This window comes from Gluconobacter roseus, from assembly GCF_046058915.1.
Lineage (GTDB): Bacteria > Pseudomonadota > Alphaproteobacteria > Acetobacterales > Acetobacteraceae > Gluconobacter > Gluconobacter roseus_A.
The window spans coordinates 1,001,185-1,019,246 of sequence record NZ_CP175538.1; the positions used below are offsets into that span (position 1 = coordinate 1,001,185).

Genomic DNA, 18,062 nt, shown 5'->3' on the forward strand with positions numbered 1-18,062 from the left:
ATTCATTGCGTCAGTCAAACTCAGGATTGACAGCCAGCACCGGTGACCATGAATCGTTTCGGAACCTGGAGGGTTCGAAAAACCCTTGGCTCTGAGCTGTTCTGTGTGATTCCATTTCTTCGGCGTTGATTGGGGATGGTGGAAGATGAAGCAGCCTGGTTTCTTTGATGTTGAAGAGCGGCTTGCTCGGCTGAGCGGGCTTGGCGATCAGCTGGAGGCCTTTTCCCGGACTGTGGATTTTGAGGTGTTCCGCCCTGATCTGGAGCTGGCTCTGGCCTATTCAGACGGAAGTAAAGGCGGACGTCCGCCGTTTGATCCGGTGCTGATGTTCAAAATTCTGGTCATCCAGACGTTGAACAATTTGTCTGATGAACGGACAGAGTATCTGATCAACGACCGCCTCTCCTTTATGCGTTTCCTTGGTCTGGGACTTTCGGATCGGGTGCCGGATGCCAAAACGGTCTGGCTGTTCCGCGAGCGTCTGACCCAGGCGGGTGCGATCGAAGGGCTGTTCAACCGCTTTGATGCGACCCTGCGCAACGCCGGGTATTTACCGATGTCAGGCCAGATCCTGGATGCAACACTGGTGGCTGCTCCAAAGCAGCGCAATACGAAGGCTGAGAAAGCGGATCTCCGGGCAGGACGTATTCCCGAAGACTGGCAGGACAAGCCCGCAAAGATGTCGCATAAGGATCGTCATGCACGATGGACACTGAAGTTCACGAAGGCGAAGCGGCAGGACGATGGAACCATACCGTCGAGCGATCTCGCCATCCCGTTCTTTGGCTACAAATCCCACGTCTCCATCGACCGGAAGTTTCGGTTCATCCGAAAATGGAAGACGACGGATGCCGCCGCCAGTGATGGTGCGCGATTGAGAGAGGGGCTGTTAGATAAAACCAATACGGCCTCAAGCGTTTGGGCTGATACAGCTTATCGCTCGAAAGCGAATGAGGACTTCATGGACAAAGAGGGTTTTGTCTCAAAGGTTCACAGAAAAAAGCCGCATCTCAAGCCTATGCCCCGACATATCCAGAAATCGAATGCTGGAAAGTCCGTGATCCGATCGCGCGTCGAGCACGTCTTTGCCGACCAGAAATCACAGACGGGATTGTTCATCCGAACTGTCGGTATCACCCGGGCCACCATGAGGATCGGGCTGGCCAATATCGTCTACAACATGCGCCGCTTCCTCTTCCTCGAAAGATTGAACGCGAGCGCATAGTCATCCAGCGGGAGAGCAGTTCCCGATCTGCTCAAAACGCAGATCAAAAGCTCCCCCAAAAACCGTCAATCAAATCGCCAAAAGCCTGAAATCACGAGCCAGGCGCATCAACCAACGGTTCTTCGATCCCTCCACCTTCAACCTATCGGGTAAGTTCTCGGCCTCGGCGGCTTCATCCATCACATTGATATTTCTTTATGAACAATGGGCGGCCTAACGCCTGAAAAGACAGGACTCATACCATCAATGCTGGTTATGAGCCCTGCCTCCAGAAAGGCTTTGTCTACACGACGGTCATAGTCCGCACGTCAATCATCCCGAAATCCGTGATCTTGAGATGGGGAATGACCGGCAGTGGCAGGAAAGCCAGTTGCAGGAATGGTTCTTCCAGAACCACCCCCATGTCTTTGGCCGCTTTTCGCAGAACGATGAGATCGTCCCGTACTTGTTCGTAAGGCGCATCACTCATCAGGCCGGCAACCGGAAGACGCAGTTCTGCCAGAACCCTGCCGTCACGCACCGCCACAAAACCGCCGCCGGTTTTCTCCAGATGGTTCACCGCATGGGCCATGTCGGCATCATTGGTTCCAACGACGCAGATATTATGGCTGTCATGGCCTACGGACGACGCCAGCGCCCCATCTGTCAGGCCAAAACCCCGCACAAAACCACGCCCAATATTGTCGTTATGTCCATGCCGCGCCACGACGCAGACCTTGGCGACATCCTGAGCGGGATCGGCCAGAACACATCCATCTTTTTCCGGCAGATCCAGACGCAGGAAATCCGTGATGATCTGACCCGGAATCAGTCCCATAACCGGCCGCTTTGCACCGTTCCCTTCGATACGCATGTCCTGCGCCGTTACCGGGCGCGGGAGTTTCACGCTTTCCAGCCCAACGGGCGATACAATCTCGCGGCTGGCAAACAGCGCGTCGTTCACCAGACGACCGGCGGAAATGACGTCCGACACCTGACAGCGTTCCAGATCATCGAGCAGGACGATATCCGCACGCTTGCCCGGCGCGATTTGTCCACGATCCTTCAAACCAAAAGCTGTGGCAGCGGACAGGGATGCTGCACGATAGGCGGCCAGCGGTTCCACGCCCAGTTCGATGGCCCGACGGATCAGGAAGTCCAGATGGCCCTCATGGGCGATTTCAAGCGGATTGCGGTCATCAGTGCAGAACGCGAAGAACGGCGAGGTCGCGACATTCAGCAATGGCACCAGCGCCTCAAGATCCTTGCAGACCGATCCTTCCCGGATCAGAACCGTCATGCCCTTGCGCACTTTTTCCAGCGCTTCATCAGCAGCCGTGGCTTCGTGGTCGGTTGAAATGCCGGCCGCCAGATAGCCGTTCAGGGCCTTGCCCCGCATGAGCGGTGCGTGACCGTCGATATGCCCGTCAGCAAAGGCGGCTAGCTTGTCCACGCAGCCCGGATCACCATTCAGAACGCCAGGGATGTTCATGAACTCTGCGAGACCGATCACTTTCGGATGGTCCCGATAGGCCAGCAGATCATCCACGTTCAGAACAGCGCCCGATGTCTCCATGGACGTGGCTGGAACACAGCTCGACAGGTTGACGCGCAGATCCATGATGGTCCGCTCGGCAGCGGCCAGAAAATAATCGAACGCCGCACGCCCCAGCACATTGGCCATTTCATGAGGATCACAGATGGCTGTCGTCACACCATGCGGCAGAACGCAGCGATCGAACTCGAACGGTGTGACGAGCGAGGATTCAACGTGCAGATGGGTGTCGATGAAGCCCGGCACGGCGATCCGGCCTGCGCCGTCAATCGTTTCTATCCCTTCGTATTCACCATAAGTCCCAACAATCCGATCACCGCAGATGGCGATATCGGTCGGGATGAGATCACCCGTGACCAGATCGAACAGTCGGACGTTTTTAATGACCAGATCGGCGGGTTCATGGCCCTGTCCCTGGGCCACACGACGCATGATGGTTTTCTGCATGTCTGAAATCCTCCGTACGTCAGCAGTTCATGCTTATACCGCACGAAGGGTGAGCAACTCAAAGCGGCATGTTGTCGATCAGCCGGACCTCCCCGGCCCGCACGGCCAGAAGCGCCAGAGTGTTATCGGAACAGGGCTGTTCGCGGCGGAACGTGTCTGCGTTCACAACCGTCGCGTAGTCGATATCCGGAAGTCCGGCTTCGGTCAGGACCGCGCGCATAGCATTTTCCAGAGTGTCTACATCACGCTCGCCATCGCGAAAGAGCCGTGCGGCTTCCTGCAAAGCCTGAAACAGGGCTGGCGCTTTCTGGCGGTTTTCGGTCGTCAGACGCACATTACGGCTGGAACGGGCCAGACCATCCGCTTCCCGCGCGATCTCACAGACCACGATTTCAACCGGAATATCCAGATCCGCCACGAAGCGGCGCACCACCGCGCATTGCTGGGCATCCTTCTGCCCGAAATAGGCGCGCTGCGGCTGAACGATGTTGAACAGTTTGGTCACCACCGTCGCCACACCGGAGAAATGTCCGGGGCGAGACTGGCCTTCGAGTTCATCCGCAACGCCGCCGACTTCAATCCGGGTGACTGAACCGGGCGGATAGAGCACATCGGGCATTGGCAGAAACACCAAATCGGCCCCGGCTTCTTTCAGAAGCGCCAGATCACGCTCTGGATCACGCGGATAGGAGGCATAGTCCTCATTCGGGCCGAACTGCGTGGGATTGACGAAAATACTGACAGCCACCGCACCATTTTCCGCCTTCGCCCGCCGGACCAGTCCGAGATGGCCTTCATGCAGAAACCCCATGGTCGGAACGAAACCGAGGGTCGGATAGGCCGTCCGCGCCGCACGAAACGCCCCGATTGTCTCAAAAACCTGCATGTCATGTCCCTTCCCGGCTGAAACTGCGGGAGCGGAGCCTGACAAACCCTGTTTCACATGGCAATCAGGCGCTTATGAATGCTGCGCCCCCTTCCCCATCCGTCGCCATTATCGGAGCTGGTCCCGCAGGACTGTTCGCGGCAGAAATCCTGTCCGCGCGGGGATGCAGGGTGCAGGTTTTCGACCGGATGCCGAGCGTGGGGCGCAAGCTGCTCATGGCAGGACGCAGCGGCCTGAACCTGACGCATTCGGAGCCACTGGATCGTTTTCTGAGCCGCTACGGCAAAGCGCGAAACTGGCTCGAACCCGCCATCCGCGCGTTTCCGCCATCGGCGTTAACGGAATGGGCCGAAGGACTGGGACAGGCCTGCTTTTCCGGCTCCTCAGGGCGCGTCTTCCCCACGGCGATGAAGGCTTCTCCCCTGCTGCGCGCCTGGCTCCAGCGGTTGGCGGAACAGGGCGTCCAGATCCATACCCGGCACCGTTTTATGGGCTGGGACGGCGCAACACTGCGGTTCGAAACTGCTGAAGGCCAGACATCCTTCAAGGCCGATGCGACCGTTCTGACAATGGGAGGCGCAAGCTGGTCCCGGCTGGGATCGGACGGCCGCTGGACGGATTTCATGACGGATGAGACAGCGCCTTTCGCCCCCGCGAATTGCGGTTTCCTGCCCGACTGGCCCGCTGATTTCGCGACCCGGCATGAAGGCAGCGTGCTTCACTCCGTGGGCCTGACTTTCGGCACGCAACAGACGCGTGGCGACCTGACCATCACATCGCGCGGGCTGGAAGGCTCGGCGCTCTACGCGCTTTCAGCAGATTTGCGGGCCAAAATCACGACCGAAAGACGTGCAGTCCTTACGCTCGACCTGCGCCCCACGCTTTCAGTGGACGACGTCCTGAAACGCCTGCTGGCCCAGCGGGAACGGGAGAGCCAGAGCAACCGGCTACGCAAGGCCCTGTCGCTGGATGCCCCCTCCCGCGAGCTTCTGAAGTCCGCCACCCCGAAAGACGCTACCCCGCTCCAGCTTGCTCAGACAATCAAGGCCCTCCCCCTGCCGATGATCGGTATGAATGCCCTTGATCGCGCCATTTCGACGGCAGGTGGCGTGCGTCAGGATGCCCTGGACGAGCGGTTCATGCTGAAATCCCGCTCCGGTGTTTTCGTGGCAGGTGAAATGCTGGACTGGGAGGCGCCCACGGGCGGCTATCTGCTTCAGGGCTGTTTTTCCACGGCCCATGCGGCGGCAAATGGCGTCCTTGGGTGGCTAGAATTGTCCAATTCCGCTATCGCCTGACGCCATGACATCCATCGTTCTCGGACAGGGCCGCGACGGCTCCGACACCTGCATTGATCTGCCGGAACTCCTGGCCACGCGCCTGCTGGTCCAGGGCAATTCCGGCTCGGGAAAATCGCATCTCTTGCGGCGCCTGCTGGAGCAGACGGCTACCCTCGTCCAGCAGGTCATGATCGATCCGGAAGGCGATTTCGTCACCCTGGCCGACCATTACGGCCATCTGGTGATCGACGTCGAAGACCAGTCCGAAGCTAGCCTCCGCGCGGCGGGCGAACGCGTACGCGCCCATCGCGCCTCCGTGGTGCTGAACCTTGAGCAGGTCGAAGCCGAAATGCAGCTTCGGGCAGCCGGCGCGTTCCTCAACGGTATGTTCGAGGCCCCCCGTGCGCACTGGTATCCCGTCCTCGTCGTGGTCGATGAAGCCCAGCTTTTCGCGCCTGTCGCGGGGGGTGATACGTCCGATGAAGCCCGTCGCCTGTCGCTCGGGGCCATGACGAACCTCATGTGCCGTGGCCGGAAGCGCGGTCTGGCCGGTGTCATTGCAACGCAGCGTCTTGCCAAGCTGGCCAAGAACGTCGCGGCCGAGGCGTCCAACTTCCTGATGGGCCGGACCTTCCTTGATATCGACATGGCGCGTGCGGCCGATCTTCTGGGCATGGAGCGCCGGGCGGCGGAATCCTTCCGGGATCTGGCACGCGGTCAGTTCATGGCGCTTGGTCCCGCCCTGAGCCGCCGTCCGAAGCTCGTGACCATCGGCCCCGTCACGACAGCAAGCCATGCTACTGGCCCGGTTCTCGTGCCGCTCGAACCGGTCTCGGCCGAAGACCTGCGGGACATCATTCTCGAACCGGTTCAGGAGTTTACCCCCCGTCCCCGCCGGGAGTCCCGTCCGCCCCCGCCGGACCTTCTGGCACAGCTTGATGCCTATGGGGCAGAACGCGAGGCCGAAGAGCCTGCTCCCGCAGCAGCCGCAATAGAGGCCGATCCCGATCAGCTCTGGGAACTGGTGGCTGAGGTCGTGGCTGGTGAAGGTTCGGACTACAAGCCGCTGGCCACCCTGTATCAGGACTTCCAGCTCCGGGCACGGATTCAGGGTCTGTCGCGCAATGTGCTGGAACTGGGGCCGTTTCACCGGATGCTGGCCACCATCCGTGCCGGCCTGAACCGCGAGCGTTCCGAAAGCGAGGACTGGAAACAGGCCCAGGCCATCGCCGCGACGCTACCCGAGGACGTACAGGGCGTCTTTTTGCTCCTCGCCCGTACGGCGCTGGACGGCGAAACCTGCCCAGGTGACGAGGCTCTGGCCCGCGCCTATGGCACGCACTCGCTCGGCCGAGCACGCCGGCAGCTGAACTATCTGGAAGAGCGCGAAGTCATCGTTCTTCAGGAGACGCCGCTGGGCCGTCGCGTCGCCATTGTCGGGCTGGGATGGCAGACGGCCTGACTGTCATCGTTCTGTCACTCCACGTTCACAGGAGCTTCACACGCAGTTCTTTAAGGAAAGATTAGTTTTCGCCGCGTTCGATCTCTTCTCCTTCCGGAAAGACTTTCAATGCCGCGCAACCTGCTGCGTTCCCGCCTGCTTCTGACCGTTTTCTGCTCGCCATTTGCGCTGGCTGCAGCTATTTCCCCCTCTGCCGATGCAGCAACGGCAGCCACAAAGAAAACCACAGCCGCCCGGCATGATGCCAAACACAAGGCCAAGGCTGAAGCCGTCGCCGGTGGCAGCGAACAGCTCGTCATCACCGCGCGCCGCACCCGTTCCGAACAGGCTCTGGGCCGCGTTCAGCTTCAGCGGATCCTGCCGGGTGTGAACCCGGTCAAGGCGCTCGAAATTCTGCCCGGCGTCGTGTTCAACAACGCTGATCCGTGGGGCAATAACGAGCAGAACTCCTCGCTCTACGTCCACGGCTTCAACCAGAACCAGCTTGGTTATACGCTCGACGGCATTCCGCTCGGCGATCAGGCTTACGGTAACTATAACGGCCTGTCCCCGCAGCGCGCGGCCATCAGCGAAAACATCGGCTCGGCATCCGTGTCCTCGGGCGCCGGTGCGCTGGGCACAGCATCCACCTCCAACCTCGGTGGTACGCTCCAGTTCACGACGCAGGACCCGCTGAAGAAGCGCGGCGCGCAGATCGAACAGGTTTTCGGCAGCTGGTCCACGTTCCGGACCTTCGCCCGCCTCGATACGGGTGAGTTCGGCCATGGCAACTCGGCTTATGTGTCCTTCTCCCGTCAGGATGCCCGCGCCTGGGATTTCGCCGGTCATCAGGGTGGCTATCAGGTCAACGCGAAGTTCGTGCACAACAGCGAACACGATCATTTCTCGACCTTCTTCGACTGGTCCCAGAAGGTCGAACCCAATGAAGACAGCGTTACGCTGCCGCAGGGTTACGGCATTTATGTCCGTCCGTTCACCTATCCGAATTTCAACTATGCCAAGGCCAATGCGGTCGGCCTGAACTATCGCAATTACTATTCAGCGGCCCAGCGCGAGGATTTCCTTGCCTATTCCAAGTGGACGCATGATTTCAGCGAGAACCTGCACTGGGACAACAGCATTTATTATCACCATGATCTGGGTGAAGGTGTTGTCGCCGGCCCGATCTCGGCTGCCGGTCTGCCGACGCTGTTCGCTGCCTATTATCCGGGTCAGGATCTGAATACCGTTTTTGGTGGCTCGGGCTATGCAACCCGCACGACTGAATACTGGGACAACCGCGGCGGCCTGATGTCCACGCTGCGCTACCATCTCGGCAGGCATTCGATCGAACTGGGTGGCTGGTATGAGCGCAACAACAACACGCAGGCCCGTCGCTGGTATCCGCTGGACGCCAACAACCCGACCACGCCGTACGAGCGCCAGCAGAACGCCCTGATCGACCAGTACACCAACAATTTCTACACCAACACGTTTGTCACGCATCTGCAGGACAACTGGCAGATCTCGAAGACTTTCTCCCTGATGGCGGGCTTCAAATCCGAGTTGGTCTATACGAACGGCACCCTGCCGGTCGCTGCAAAGCCGGGCTCCCTCTCTCCGTCCTATGCCGTGACGGCACCGGGTGGCGAGATCGACGCCGCCAAGCCGTTCCTCCCCGCTTTCGGCGCGGTCTGGGACATCACGAAGCATGAACAGTGGTTCGCCAACATCCAGGAAAACATGCGCTCCTTCCAGGACGCAGGCTACGGCAACGCAACCCCATGGGGCGCCACCAGCCAGGCCGCCTTCGAAGAGTTCAAGAAGAACGGCAAGCCCGAAACCTCATGGACGTATGAGACCGGTCTGCGTGAGCACCGCCAGATCCATCTCGGCCCGCTGACGGCGATCGAAGGTCAGGTCGAGTACTATCACGTCCATTTCTCGAACCGCCTTCTGGCTGTGGCCACGACGCAGACGCTGTCATCCATTATCGGTTCGGCCACCACGCTTGCAAATGTGGGTTCGGTCACGACGGATGGTATGGACTTCTCCTTCACCACCCATTTCGGCCCGCATTTCTCGCTGTATAACGCGCTGTCCTACAACAGGTCCGTTTACAACGATAATTACAGCACGGGCTCCAGCATCATTCATACGGCTGGCAAGAACGTCGTCGGCATGCCGGACTGGTCGGAGAAGTTCGTCTTCACCACGAACTGGGGCAACGCCTATGGCCAGTTCATCGGTGATGTCATTGGCAAGCGCTATGCGACCTACACTAACGACATGTGGGCCGCACCCTATGCGCAGTTCAACCTGAACGCGGGTTACACCTTCCGCAACATTCCGCATCTGGCGTCCCTGAAGGTCCAGGGCAACATTACCAACCTGACAAACACCAAGGGATGGTCCACGATCAACGCGACCCAGACATCGGGTCAGTTCTCGGCCTATCCCATCGCGCCACGCATGTTCTTCCTGAGCATCAGCGCCGCCCTGTAAGGAGTTCCGTCATGCTGTCACGCCGCCGCGCACTGGGCCTGCTGGCTGCCGGAGTTCCCGCTCTCCACCTGCGGGCAAAGGCGGCGCCGTCACTGGCTCCCAAACCTCTCGTATTCGCCCATCGCGGGGCCTCGGCCCTGCGTCCGGAGCACACGCTGGCCTCCTATGCCCGCGCCATGATGGACGGTGCGGATTTCATCGAGCCTGATCTTGTCATGACAAAGGACGGCCATCTGGTCGTCCGCCATGAGAGCAACATTGCCGGCACGACGGATGTGGCGGACCATCCGGAATTCGCCTCCCGTCATCGCACGCTGAAGATTGACGGAAAGAACGAAACCGGCTGGTTCACCACCGATTTTACACTAGCCGAACTCAAGACCCTTCGTGCCCGCGAGCGTCTTTCCACGATCCGGGTCCACAACACCCGCTATGACGACCATTTCGAAATCCCGACCTTCGAGGAAGTCATCGAGCAGGTCGCCGCACAGTCAGCCGCGACGGGCAAGGTCTTTGGACTGGTGCCGGAAATCAAGCATTCCACCCATTTCAACAGCCTCGGCCTGAACCCCGAAGCCGCGTTCCTGCGGACCATCGCCGCCCATGACTACACCCGGCAGGCTCCGCTGGAACTCCAGTCTTTCGAAACCGGCAATCTGGGCCGCATCCGGGCAGACGTCCTGTCCATCAACCCGCAGGCACGTCTGATGCTGCTCATGGGCGAGCGCAAGGACATCCCGCCCGATCTTCTGGCGGCCGGCAAGAGCACGACGTTCGGTGATCTCATGACGCCGGAAGGCCTCAAGGAAGTCCGCCGCTATGCCGACGTGATCGGTCCGTCCAACACGGACCTGATCCCTCGTGACAGCAATGGCGCCTGGCTTGAGCCCTCCACGCTCGTAACGGATGCCCATAAGGCCGGACTTCTGGTCCATTCCTACACGGCACGGCCAGAAAACCACTTCCTCCCGGCCCAGCTTCGCAGCGATGCCGGAGACGCCGCCCGCAACCCCAGAGGCATGATCGCGGAAGTCCGCCGCTATCTGGATATGGGGATCGACGGCTTCTTCACGGATGATCCCGCACTGGGGCGCATTGCCGTGAAGGGCATAATCTGAAGGCCGTTGCCCAACAAAAAAGGAGGCCTCCCGACCGGGAGAGCCCCCTTTTTGTGAGCTGACAGAAATCTCAGGCGATCTTGAAATGCTTGATGATCGCCTTGTTGAAAGCCGGAATATCATCCGGGCAGCGTGAGAAGACATAAGGTCCGTCAACCACGACCTCATTATCCACCCAGCTCGCACCCGCATTTTCCAGATCCGTCCGGATAGCCGGCCAGGACGTGACGGTCCGCCCCTTCAGTTCATTTACTTCAATGAGCGTCTGCGCGCCGTGGCAGATGGCAGCGATCGGCTTGCCCGCCTTCACGAAAGCGCGGGCGAATGCCACGACATCCTTGTTCATCCGCAACGCATCCGGAGAGGCCAGTCCGCCCGGAAGCAGCAGCGCGTCATAATCCTCGGCCTTTGCATCAGCAATCGCCAGATCGGCCCGGATCTTGTTGGACGGATAGATGTCCTTGTTCACGGCCTGGAATTCCCCTGCCTTGAGGGAAATAACCGTGACGGTCGCACCGGCTTTTTCCAGCGCTTCCTGCGGACCCGTCAGTTCGATTTCTTCAAGGCCGTTAGTGGCCAGTGCAGCGACTTTTACCATGGTTCCGGTCCTTTCAGAGAATGCGGGCGACGGAAGACGCCGCCCGTCAGACAATTATGCGTTGAGATAGATGGTCTTGGTCTGGACATAGGCTTCCATGCCATGCTGCCCGTCTTCGCCGCCCAGGCCACTTTCCTTGTAGCCATGGTGGAAGCCCTGCGGCGCCTCACTACCCGGACGGTTCACATAAACCTCACCGAATTCCAGATCGCGGGTCATGCGCAGGATCCGGCTCAGATCGTTCGTGAAGAGATAAGCCGACAGGCCGTAGCGGCAGTCATTGGCCCAGGCGATCGCCTGATCGAAATCCTTCACGCGGATCAGCGACATGACCGGACCGAACACCTCGTTATGAACGATGTCCATGTCCTGCGTGACATCCGTCAGCAGCGTCGGGGCATAGAAATAGCCCTTGTCATACACGCCACCTGTCAGACGCTTGCCACCAATGGCGAGACGTGCGCCCTGACGAACAGCATGTTCGACCATTTCATGGACCTTGTTGAGCTCGTCTTCGCTCACCTTCGGGCCCATATCCGTGGACGGGTCCGTCGGCAGACCGACCTTCAGAGCCTCGATCTTCTCACGGACCTTCTGGACGAACTTGTCGTAAACGGCCTCATGAATATAGGTGCGCTCGTTGCAAGTGCAGACCTGACCGGCATTGTTGAAGCGCGCCGTGACTGCGGCATCGGCTGCACGGTCGATATCGGCATCTTCCATGACCATGAACGGTGCCTTGCCGCCTAGTTCAAGCCGGACTTCCTTGAGCATCTCGGACGCAGCGGCCATGATCTTCTTGCCAGCCGGGGTCGAGCCCGTCATCGTGATGAGCTTGATGTCCTTATGCGCCACCAGCGGCACACCGACATCCTTGCCATCACCCGTCACGACATTGATGACGCCATGCGGAATCTTGGCTTCCTCGACCAGCTTTGCCAGATGCAGGCAGGCCAGCGGCGTCAGTTCATGCGGCTTGACAACAATCGTATTACCCGCGGCCACAGCCGGGCCGATCTTGCGGGCACAAAGCGCCAGCGGGAAGTTCCAGGCCATGATCGCACCGATAACGCCCAGCGGCACGCGGTCGATCAGGATCTTCTCTTCCGGGGAGCTGCCCGGGATGATTTCACCCTGAAGCCGCAGCACATTCTCGGCTGAGAAGCGCAGCAGACCAATCGCAAAATCCACCTCGATCCGGGCTTCCTTCAGCGGCTTGCCCATTTCGGACGTGATGATGGCGGCAAGCTTTTCCTTGTCGCGCTTCACCAGATCCTTGAGGGCGTGAATGTAATCAGCACGTTCGGTCGCTGTGCGGCGGCTCCAGCCAATGAATGCCGATTTTGCGGCAGAGACGGCCGCATCCACATCGGCCTGACCGCCTTTGGCGACTTCGGCGACAACGGCTTTGGTGGCCGGGTTTTCAACCTTGATCCACTCTCCGCCCTTCGGTGCGACCCAGCTTCCATTGATGAAGAGATTGTTTTTCTCAGTCATGAAGGTTCCTGCATTTTCTGTGTGGCGACCATGCGCTCCGTGATGAAACAGACGCATCAGCCAACCAGCAGTTCATTCGATGACCGTAAGGTGCAGGCATTCTCTCATAATAAAAAGTGATGATTCGTAAGCTCAGGACTCACTTTTTGTGAGTGTCTGGATATGTTGGCGCATGGTCCAGAAATCTCCGCCCCAGATCATTCAGTCCCGGCTCACGCCAGATGAAATAGACCTCACTGCCTTTCAGATCTTCCGGATACGTAAACACGATCCCTTCACGGCGCCGTCTTTTCACCTGCGAGAGGATACTGTGCGGGACGCAGGAAATGCCCAGTCCCGCCTGAACGCAGGCAAGGATGACGTCATAGGATTCGACCGTATGGATAATCGCATTCGAGACACCATGCCGCTCAAGCCAGGTCTCGAAATAGCGCCGGTAAAAGCAGTCGGTATTGAACAGGAAAACATGCTGCCCATCCCGCGCGCCCTTCTGTCCTTCCGGCATGGCAAGGGCCAGCTTCTCACGAAAGGCAAAGCGGCTTTCCATCAGGGGATGAACGATCGGGCCATCAGTCAGCGCAAGATCGATCTCGCCATCCGCCAGCATCCGCTCCAGCGTATAGGTCGGGCGCAGGAACATCTTCAGTTCCACGCCGGGACAGGCCGTCAGAAAATCCGGCACGATCTTCGGCAGATAGCCTTCAAGCGCCACATCCAGCGCGCCAATATTCAGGATACCGCGGGGACTGCCCTCGGCGAACAGATCCGTCAGGGACTGCGCCCCGGAGACGACCGGCAGAGCCTGCCGATAAAAAAGCCGCCCTTCCGGCGTGAGGATCAGACGCCCCTTTTCGCGCAGGAACAGCTCCTGCCCGACCAGAAGTTCCAGTTCCCTGAGCCGTGCCGTCACGTTGGACGCCACGCAGTTCAGCCGGCGGGAGGCCGCAATGACTGTCCCCTCCTCCACGACGGCGCAGAACATTTCAATCTGGGCAAGGCGGAGCGGATTCATGGGAGGTCCTCAGCGGGGAAAAGTCATCCGCCGGAAAAACATATCCCCAGAATCAGGGAACATCTCCGGGGAAGGGCCTGTGGATTGTTTGGGAAGAACTGGGGACCGTTCTGGCCAGGGCAGCTTTCCTGCGGAGTCGCACGATGAGTGTATCGAGTGCGGATAAAAACCGGCTCCGATCGGCTTTGCCGAAGGACGGATTATAGGTCGTGACCGTCCCCGTCTCGCGCAGACCCTGCATCAGATCGCGCATGGCCGAGACCATGCCGACGGAGCGTTCGTCAATTTCCTCGCCATTGGGACGCAGGACGGAAGTCTGCTTCGCCAGACAGCGCACGGCGAGCGGAACGTCATTGGTGATGACGATATCCGCAGGCGTCACCTGTTCTGCAATCCAGTCATCCGCCACGTCCGGCCCTTCCGGCACCACGACGCGCTCGATCAGCGGCGATTGCGGAATGTTCATCCAGCTATTGGCGACAATAATCGTCTTAAGGCCGTAGCGTGCCCCGACCCGGTAGATCTCATCCTTGACCGGGCACGCATCGGCATCCACCAGAAGCCGGGTGGTCTCGGCCATGGATCAGTCCTCCGCCTGAAAATGACGGATCAGTTCCTCCAGCACCACATCGGGGTGCTTCTCGCCCGAAACACGGATCACCGGCTCGTCGTCGCCTGGCACTTCAAGTGTCGCAAGCTGGCTGGGCAGCAGGCTCGCCGGCATGAAATGCCCTTCCCGGCGCTGCAATCGGTCAGCAAGTTCTCCGGCCGACGTGTCGATATGCACGAACTCGATCGGCAGATCGTCACCGCGAAGCTGCTCACGATAGGAGCGCTTGAGCGCGGAACAGGTCAGCACCGCGCCATGTCCGGCCTTCACCTGCTCGCGCAGCCAGTCATGACAAAGCGCAAGCCAGGGGGCACGATCCGCATCGGTCAGCGGCTGGCCGGTGCTCATCTTCTCGACATTAGCCGGCGGGTGCAGTGCATCGCCTTCCTGAAAATGCCAGCCCAGACGCGTGGCCAGTCCGGTTGCAACCGTTGTCTTGCCTGTTCCGGACACGCCCATGACCACGAGAAAACGCGGCTTCAGACCCATCTTCGTTTCGTGTTCCGTCATCTTCATGGCTCCCAGTGCTCCACGCCGTCCGGCGTCGCTACGAGGACTTCGGACGCCATGTTGAGAAACATGCCGTGCTCCACAACACCGACAATCCGGTCGATTTTTTCAGCCAGCTTCTCAGGCTCCTCGATCAGACCGAAATGGCAGTCCAGAATCATATTGCCAGTATCGGTCACGAACAGCGATCCGGCCCGGTCCGTTCTTGGCTTCACGCCGCGTGCGCCACAGGCTGCCAGACGTTCTGCCGTGCATTCCCAGCCGAAGGAAATGACTTCCACCGGCACTGGCGCCCGTTCGCCCAGCAGGTCCACGGGCTTGGTGCCGTCCACGATCACTACGAACCGCTTGGCCGCCTGCGCCACGATCTTCTCGCGCAGCAACGCCCCGCCCAGCCCCTTGATGAGATTAAGCGAACCGCGCTGGACCTCGTCCGCACCATCAATGGCAATATCAATCCGACGATGCGCCCCGAAATCGGTCAGCGGAATCCCGGCCTTGAGCGCCTTGTCTTCGCTGTCATCGGACGTCGGAATGCCGAAGATCTCCAGACCTTCCTTAACGCGCTCACCCAGACGCTCGATCATGTAAGCCGCCGTGCTGCCGGTCCCGAGCCCCACGACCATGCCGCTCTTGACCATGTCCGCAGCTTCACGCGCTGCCGTGCGCTTGTGAACGTTCATATCCGTTCCGCTCATGCGCCCTCTCCCACCGCAGCGCGGTCCGCAAGAATGATGATCCGTCCTTCGCTCGTCACCCGTGCAGACGGGATGGAACTGTCGCCCTCGACCAGACGCTCGAGCATCTCGACCTTGGAGGCGCCCGTCACGAGGAACACAACCAGCGCGCTGGACTGGATGGCGGGATAGGTGAGCGTAATGCGCTCGTAAGGTGCTGTGGACGGTGCGGCCGTTCCAACCCATGCCGTCCGCTCCTTCAGAACCAGCTGCTCCGGAAACAGCGATGCCGTATGACCATCAGTGCCCAGCCCCAGCATGACCAGATCAAACAGCGGGCGCTCCGGATCGAGCGTTGCGGAGCCATAAGCGGTCTGAAGGGTCTTTTCGTAAGCCTTCGCATCCTCTTCCGCCGTACCACCGGTCGGGATAGCGTGGACGTTCTGCGCCGGCACCGGAACGCGTGACAGCAGGACGGACTGACCGACCGTGTGATTGCTGTCGGCATGACCTTCCGGCACGTGGCGCTCGTCGCCGTAGAAAATCTCGACACGCTCCCACGGGATCAGCTTTGCACGGGACGGCGTGGCCAGGATCTCGAACAGGCGCTTGGGCGTGGAGCCGCCAGACAGGGCGACCCGGAACGGGCCATCCGTCTTGGCCAGGATCCCTTCGACGAGAAGATCGGCCATCCGCAGGGCAACGGCTTCAGAATCAGGGAGGGTTTCCAGCGTGGCGGCACGGATGTCGGTGGTCATGGATTGGGAACTCTCGGCAGGATGTAGCGCTCGACGGCCTTGGCCCAGCCATCGCGCTCGTTGGTGTCTGTGAGAACCTGCGCGGCGGCTTTCACATCGTCTTCAGCCTGCCCCATCGCAATGCCCAGACCCGCGACCGAAAACATCGGCAGGTCATTATGGGCATCGCCAAGACAGGCAACCTCATGCGGCGCAATGCCATGGGCAAGCGCCAGTTCGCGAACAGCCTCGCCCTTGTTGGCCAGGGCCGGCGTCACGTCGAGAAGAATATCGGAAGAACGACGCACGCTCGCATCGCCCTGAAGCATGGCGCCAAGCTCGGTCTCGACGTCCTGAAGCAGACTGGTATCGCTGCTCACGCCCATGACCTTGCCGATCCCCTCGAACTCCTTGCGAAGATCAGGAACCTGATGCGGCGTCAGGCCGGTAATACCCTGTTCGTGCTGGACGAAGGGCGTATAGGCGTCCCTCACCATCCAGTAGGACTGTCGCAGGAACCAGGTCTCGATCCCGTGCAGATGCAGCATGTCATGCACGATCGACAGCACATCCGGAGACAGAACACGGCTGACGGACGTGGTGCCGTCGGGTTTGAAGATGATGCCACCATTGAAGCCGGCATTCTGCCCGGTCAAACCAAGCTGCCCGATATAGGGAATCATGGCGGCAGGTGGCCGTGCGCTGGCCAGGCAGAGGGGAATCCCGCGCTCCTGGAGCACTTTGACCATGGCCACCGTCGAAGGCGCGATGGTTTTGTCTGGCGTCAGGAGGGTTCCATCCATGTCGGACACGACCATCCTGATGGTCTGTGGCAGTGGCGGAAGAGCCGCATGGATGGCGTCGAGGTCAACGGACATAGGAGCCCCTGTAAAAACCCCCGTCAGAGTCTTTGCGGGGGCTGGCTGGTCAGCAATGGCAAAACCATACCCTGCCAGCCAGTCATTGCCCATGAGGGGCGCAGGCTTATTTCTTCTCGACGTGTCCGCCGAAACCGAAACGCTGTGCCGAGAGAACCTTCTCAGCAAAATTATTACCCGACCGAGAACGGAAGCGCGTAAACAGCGCGGCCGTCATGACCGGGGCCGGCACGTCTTCCTCAATGGCGGCTTCGATCGTCCAGCGACCTTCACCGGAATCCGCAACTTCGCCGGAGAATTCGTTGAGGGTCTCCGAACGCGTCAGGGCCTCGGCTGTCAAATCGAGCAGCCAGGACGACACGACACTGCCGCGACGCCAGACTTCGGCGATATCGCCCATGTTGAGCTCGAACCGGTCCTTTTCCGCGAGGATCGGGGAGTTCTTGCTCTTTATGATGTCGAAGCCTTCGGCGAAGGCCTGCATCATGCCGTATTCAATGCCGTTATGGACCATCTTCACAAAATGGCCCGAACCGGCAGGACCACAATGCAGATAGCCCTGCTCGGCCCGCGGATCATGACCCGCCTCGTCACGGCCAGGCGTACGCGGCACATCCCCGATGCCCGGCGCCAGAGCGCTGAGGATCGGATCGATGTATTCGGCAGTCTCTTTCGTGCCGCCGAACATCATGCAGTAGCCGCGTTCCAGACCCCAGACACCGCCTGAAGTCCCGACATCAACATAAGAAATGCCCTTTTCAGCCAGTTCGGCCGAACGGCGGACATCGTCCTTGTAGTAGGTGTTACCGCCATCAATGATGATGTCGCCGCGACCCAGAAGGCCACCGAGCTGCTGGACGCAGTCCTCGGTGATGGCGCCGGCCGGCAGCATGACCCACACCACGCGGTGCTCGTCGCCTTCAAGGAGCTTTGCCACGTCGGCCAGCGTGTCGGCAGGCGTTGCGCGCCCGGCTTCACACCGTCCGACGACGGAGGTGGTCACTTCCGGCGTGCGGTCATGCACGACGACATCATGTCCATGCCGGGTCAGACGGACGGCAATATTGCCGCCCATCCGTCCCAGTCCGATGATTCCGATCCGCATGA

General features: G+C 60.0%; 16 protein-coding genes. 5 read left to right on the forward strand and 11 right to left on the reverse strand.

Going from position 1 to position 18,062, the window contains the following annotated elements; all coding sequences use genetic code 11:
* Positions 1-145 precede the first annotated feature (145 nt).
* Complete coding sequence (locus tag ACJ2A4_RS04680) at positions 146-1,225, forward strand: IS5 family transposase (RefSeq protein ID WP_408872988.1); 1,080 nt, start codon at positions 146-148, stop codon at positions 1,223-1,225.
* 283 nt (positions 1,226-1,508) lie between these two features.
* On the opposite strand, the gene ade is transcribed toward ACJ2A4_RS04680, so the two are convergent.
* Together ade and panC are read right to left on the reverse strand one after the other, a co-directional pair.
* Complete coding sequence (gene ade, locus ACJ2A4_RS04685) at positions 1,509-3,206, reverse strand: adenine deaminase (RefSeq protein ID WP_408873807.1); 1,698 nt, start codon at positions 3,204-3,206, stop codon at positions 1,509-1,511.
* A gap of 58 nt (positions 3,207-3,264) precedes the next feature.
* Entirely contained in the window at positions 3,265-4,092 is an 828-nt protein-coding gene (gene panC, locus ACJ2A4_RS04690; protein ID WP_408873808.1) for a pantoate--beta-alanine ligase, read from the reverse strand.
* Positions 4,093-4,166: 74 nt separating this feature from the next.
* Between panC and ACJ2A4_RS04695 the strand changes: the two genes are divergently transcribed.
* The 4 genes from ACJ2A4_RS04695 (at position 4,167) to ACJ2A4_RS04710 (ending at position 10,436) form a co-directional block, all read left to right on the forward strand.
* On the forward strand, positions 4,167-5,390 hold the full coding sequence (locus tag ACJ2A4_RS04695; RefSeq protein WP_408873809.1) for a TIGR03862 family flavoprotein: 1,224 nt from the start codon (positions 4,167-4,169) through the stop codon (positions 5,388-5,390).
* A gap of 4 nt (positions 5,391-5,394) precedes the next feature.
* Positions 5,395-6,834, forward strand: a complete 1,440-nt coding sequence (locus tag ACJ2A4_RS04700; RefSeq protein WP_408873810.1) for a helicase HerA domain-containing protein — start codon at positions 5,395-5,397, stop codon at positions 6,832-6,834.
* Positions 6,835-6,942: 108 nt separating this feature from the next.
* A complete protein-coding gene (locus ACJ2A4_RS04705; RefSeq protein WP_408873811.1) occupies positions 6,943-9,318 on the forward strand; it encodes a TonB-dependent receptor in 2,376 nt (791 codons plus the stop codon).
* 11 nt (positions 9,319-9,329) lie between these two features.
* Positions 9,330-10,436, forward strand: coding sequence for a glycerophosphodiester phosphodiesterase (locus tag ACJ2A4_RS04710; RefSeq protein WP_408873812.1), 1,107 nt, complete (start codon positions 9,330-9,332; stop codon positions 10,434-10,436).
* A gap of 70 nt (positions 10,437-10,506) precedes the next feature.
* Here ACJ2A4_RS04710 and ACJ2A4_RS04715 read toward each other — a convergent pair whose 3' ends face one another.
* The 9 genes from ACJ2A4_RS04715 to gnd form a co-directional block, all read right to left on the reverse strand.
* Positions 10,507-11,034, reverse strand: coding sequence for a type 1 glutamine amidotransferase domain-containing protein (locus tag ACJ2A4_RS04715; protein ID WP_408873813.1), 528 nt, complete (start codon positions 11,032-11,034; stop codon positions 10,507-10,509).
* A gap of 54 nt (positions 11,035-11,088) precedes the next feature.
* A complete protein-coding gene (gene aldA / locus ACJ2A4_RS04720) occupies positions 11,089-12,531 on the reverse strand; it encodes an aldehyde dehydrogenase (protein ID WP_408873814.1) in 1,443 nt (480 codons plus the stop codon).
* 139 nt (positions 12,532-12,670) lie between these two features.
* On the reverse strand, positions 12,671-13,543 hold the full coding sequence (locus tag ACJ2A4_RS04725; protein ID WP_408873815.1) for a LysR family transcriptional regulator: 873 nt from the start codon (positions 13,541-13,543) through the stop codon (positions 12,671-12,673).
* A 52-nt stretch (positions 13,544-13,595) separates the two neighbouring features.
* Positions 13,596-14,123: a YaiI/YqxD family protein gene (locus ACJ2A4_RS04730; RefSeq protein WP_408873816.1), complete on the reverse strand. Its 528-nt coding sequence runs from the start codon at positions 14,121-14,123 to the stop codon at positions 13,596-13,598.
* A 3-nt stretch (positions 14,124-14,126) separates the two neighbouring features.
* Complete coding sequence (locus ACJ2A4_RS04735) at positions 14,127-14,663, reverse strand: gluconokinase (protein ID WP_408873817.1); 537 nt, start codon at positions 14,661-14,663, stop codon at positions 14,127-14,129.
* 2 nt (positions 14,664-14,665) lie between these two features.
* On the reverse strand, positions 14,666-15,361 hold the full coding sequence (rpiA, locus tag ACJ2A4_RS04740; RefSeq protein ID WP_408873818.1) for a ribose-5-phosphate isomerase RpiA: 696 nt from the start codon (positions 15,359-15,361) through the stop codon (positions 14,666-14,668).
* Positions 15,358-16,098 carry a 6-phosphogluconolactonase gene (gene pgl, locus ACJ2A4_RS04745; protein ID WP_408873819.1) on the reverse strand — a complete coding sequence of 247 codons (741 nt, stop codon included), beginning with the start codon at positions 16,096-16,098 and terminating at the stop codon, positions 15,358-15,360. The genes rpiA and pgl overlap by 4 nt, the downstream gene beginning before the upstream one ends.
* Positions 16,095-16,955 (reverse strand): Cof-type HAD-IIB family hydrolase, encoded by an 861-nt coding sequence (locus ACJ2A4_RS04750; RefSeq protein ID WP_408873820.1) that lies wholly within the window; start codon positions 16,953-16,955, stop codon positions 16,095-16,097. Before ACJ2A4_RS04750 ends, pgl begins: the two co-directional genes overlap by 4 nt.
* 106 nt (positions 16,956-17,061) lie before the next feature.
* Complete coding sequence (gnd, locus tag ACJ2A4_RS04755) at positions 17,062-18,060, reverse strand: phosphogluconate dehydrogenase (NAD(+)-dependent, decarboxylating) (protein WP_408873821.1); 999 nt, start codon at positions 18,058-18,060, stop codon at positions 17,062-17,064.
* Positions 18,061-18,062: the final 2 nt, after the last annotated feature.

Excerpts from the sequence above, each read along its gene's own strand:
- ACJ2A4_RS04695 (WP_408873809.1), top strand. The coding sequence starts at position 4,167 with ATGAATGCTGCGCCCCCTTCCCCATCCGTCGCCATTATCGGAGCTGGT.
- ACJ2A4_RS04680 (WP_408872988.1), top strand. The coding sequence starts at position 146 with ATGAAGCAGCCTGGTTTCTTTGATGTTGAAGAGCGGCTTGCTCGGCTG.
- pgl (WP_408873819.1), bottom strand. The coding sequence starts at position 16,098 with ATGACCACCGACATCCGTGCCGCCACGCTGGAAACCCTCCCTGATTCT.
- ACJ2A4_RS04700 (WP_408873810.1), top strand. The coding sequence starts at position 5,395 with ATGACATCCATCGTTCTCGGACAGGGCCGCGACGGCTCCGACACCTGC.
- ACJ2A4_RS04730 (WP_408873816.1), bottom strand. The coding sequence starts at position 14,123 with ATGGCCGAGACCACCCGGCTTCTGGTGGATGCCGATGCGTGCCCGGTC.
- gnd (WP_408873821.1), bottom strand. The coding sequence starts at position 18,060 with ATGCGGATCGGAATCATCGGACTGGGACGGATGGGCGGCAATATTGCC.
- ade (WP_408873807.1), bottom strand. The coding sequence starts at position 3,206 with ATGCAGAAAACCATCATGCGTCGTGTGGCCCAGGGACAGGGCCATGAA.
- ACJ2A4_RS04735 (WP_408873817.1), bottom strand. The coding sequence starts at position 14,663 with ATGACGGAACACGAAACGAAGATGGGTCTGAAGCCGCGTTTTCTCGTG.
- panC (WP_408873808.1), bottom strand. The coding sequence starts at position 4,092 with ATGCAGGTTTTTGAGACAATCGGGGCGTTTCGTGCGGCGCGGACGGCC.
- ACJ2A4_RS04725 (WP_408873815.1), bottom strand. The coding sequence starts at position 13,543 with ATGAATCCGCTCCGCCTTGCCCAGATTGAAATGTTCTGCGCCGTCGTG.
- rpiA (WP_408873818.1), bottom strand. The coding sequence starts at position 15,361 with ATGAGCGGAACGGATATGAACGTTCACAAGCGCACGGCAGCGCGTGAA.
- ACJ2A4_RS04705 (WP_408873811.1), top strand. The coding sequence starts at position 6,943 with ATGCCGCGCAACCTGCTGCGTTCCCGCCTGCTTCTGACCGTTTTCTGC.
- ACJ2A4_RS04715 (WP_408873813.1), bottom strand. The coding sequence starts at position 11,034 with ATGGTAAAAGTCGCTGCACTGGCCACTAACGGCCTTGAAGAAATCGAA.
- aldA (WP_408873814.1), bottom strand. The coding sequence starts at position 12,531 with ATGACTGAGAAAAACAATCTCTTCATCAATGGAAGCTGGGTCGCACCG.
- ACJ2A4_RS04710 (WP_408873812.1), top strand. The coding sequence starts at position 9,330 with ATGCTGTCACGCCGCCGCGCACTGGGCCTGCTGGCTGCCGGAGTTCCC.
- ACJ2A4_RS04750 (WP_408873820.1), bottom strand. The coding sequence starts at position 16,955 with ATGTCCGTTGACCTCGACGCCATCCATGCGGCTCTTCCGCCACTGCCA.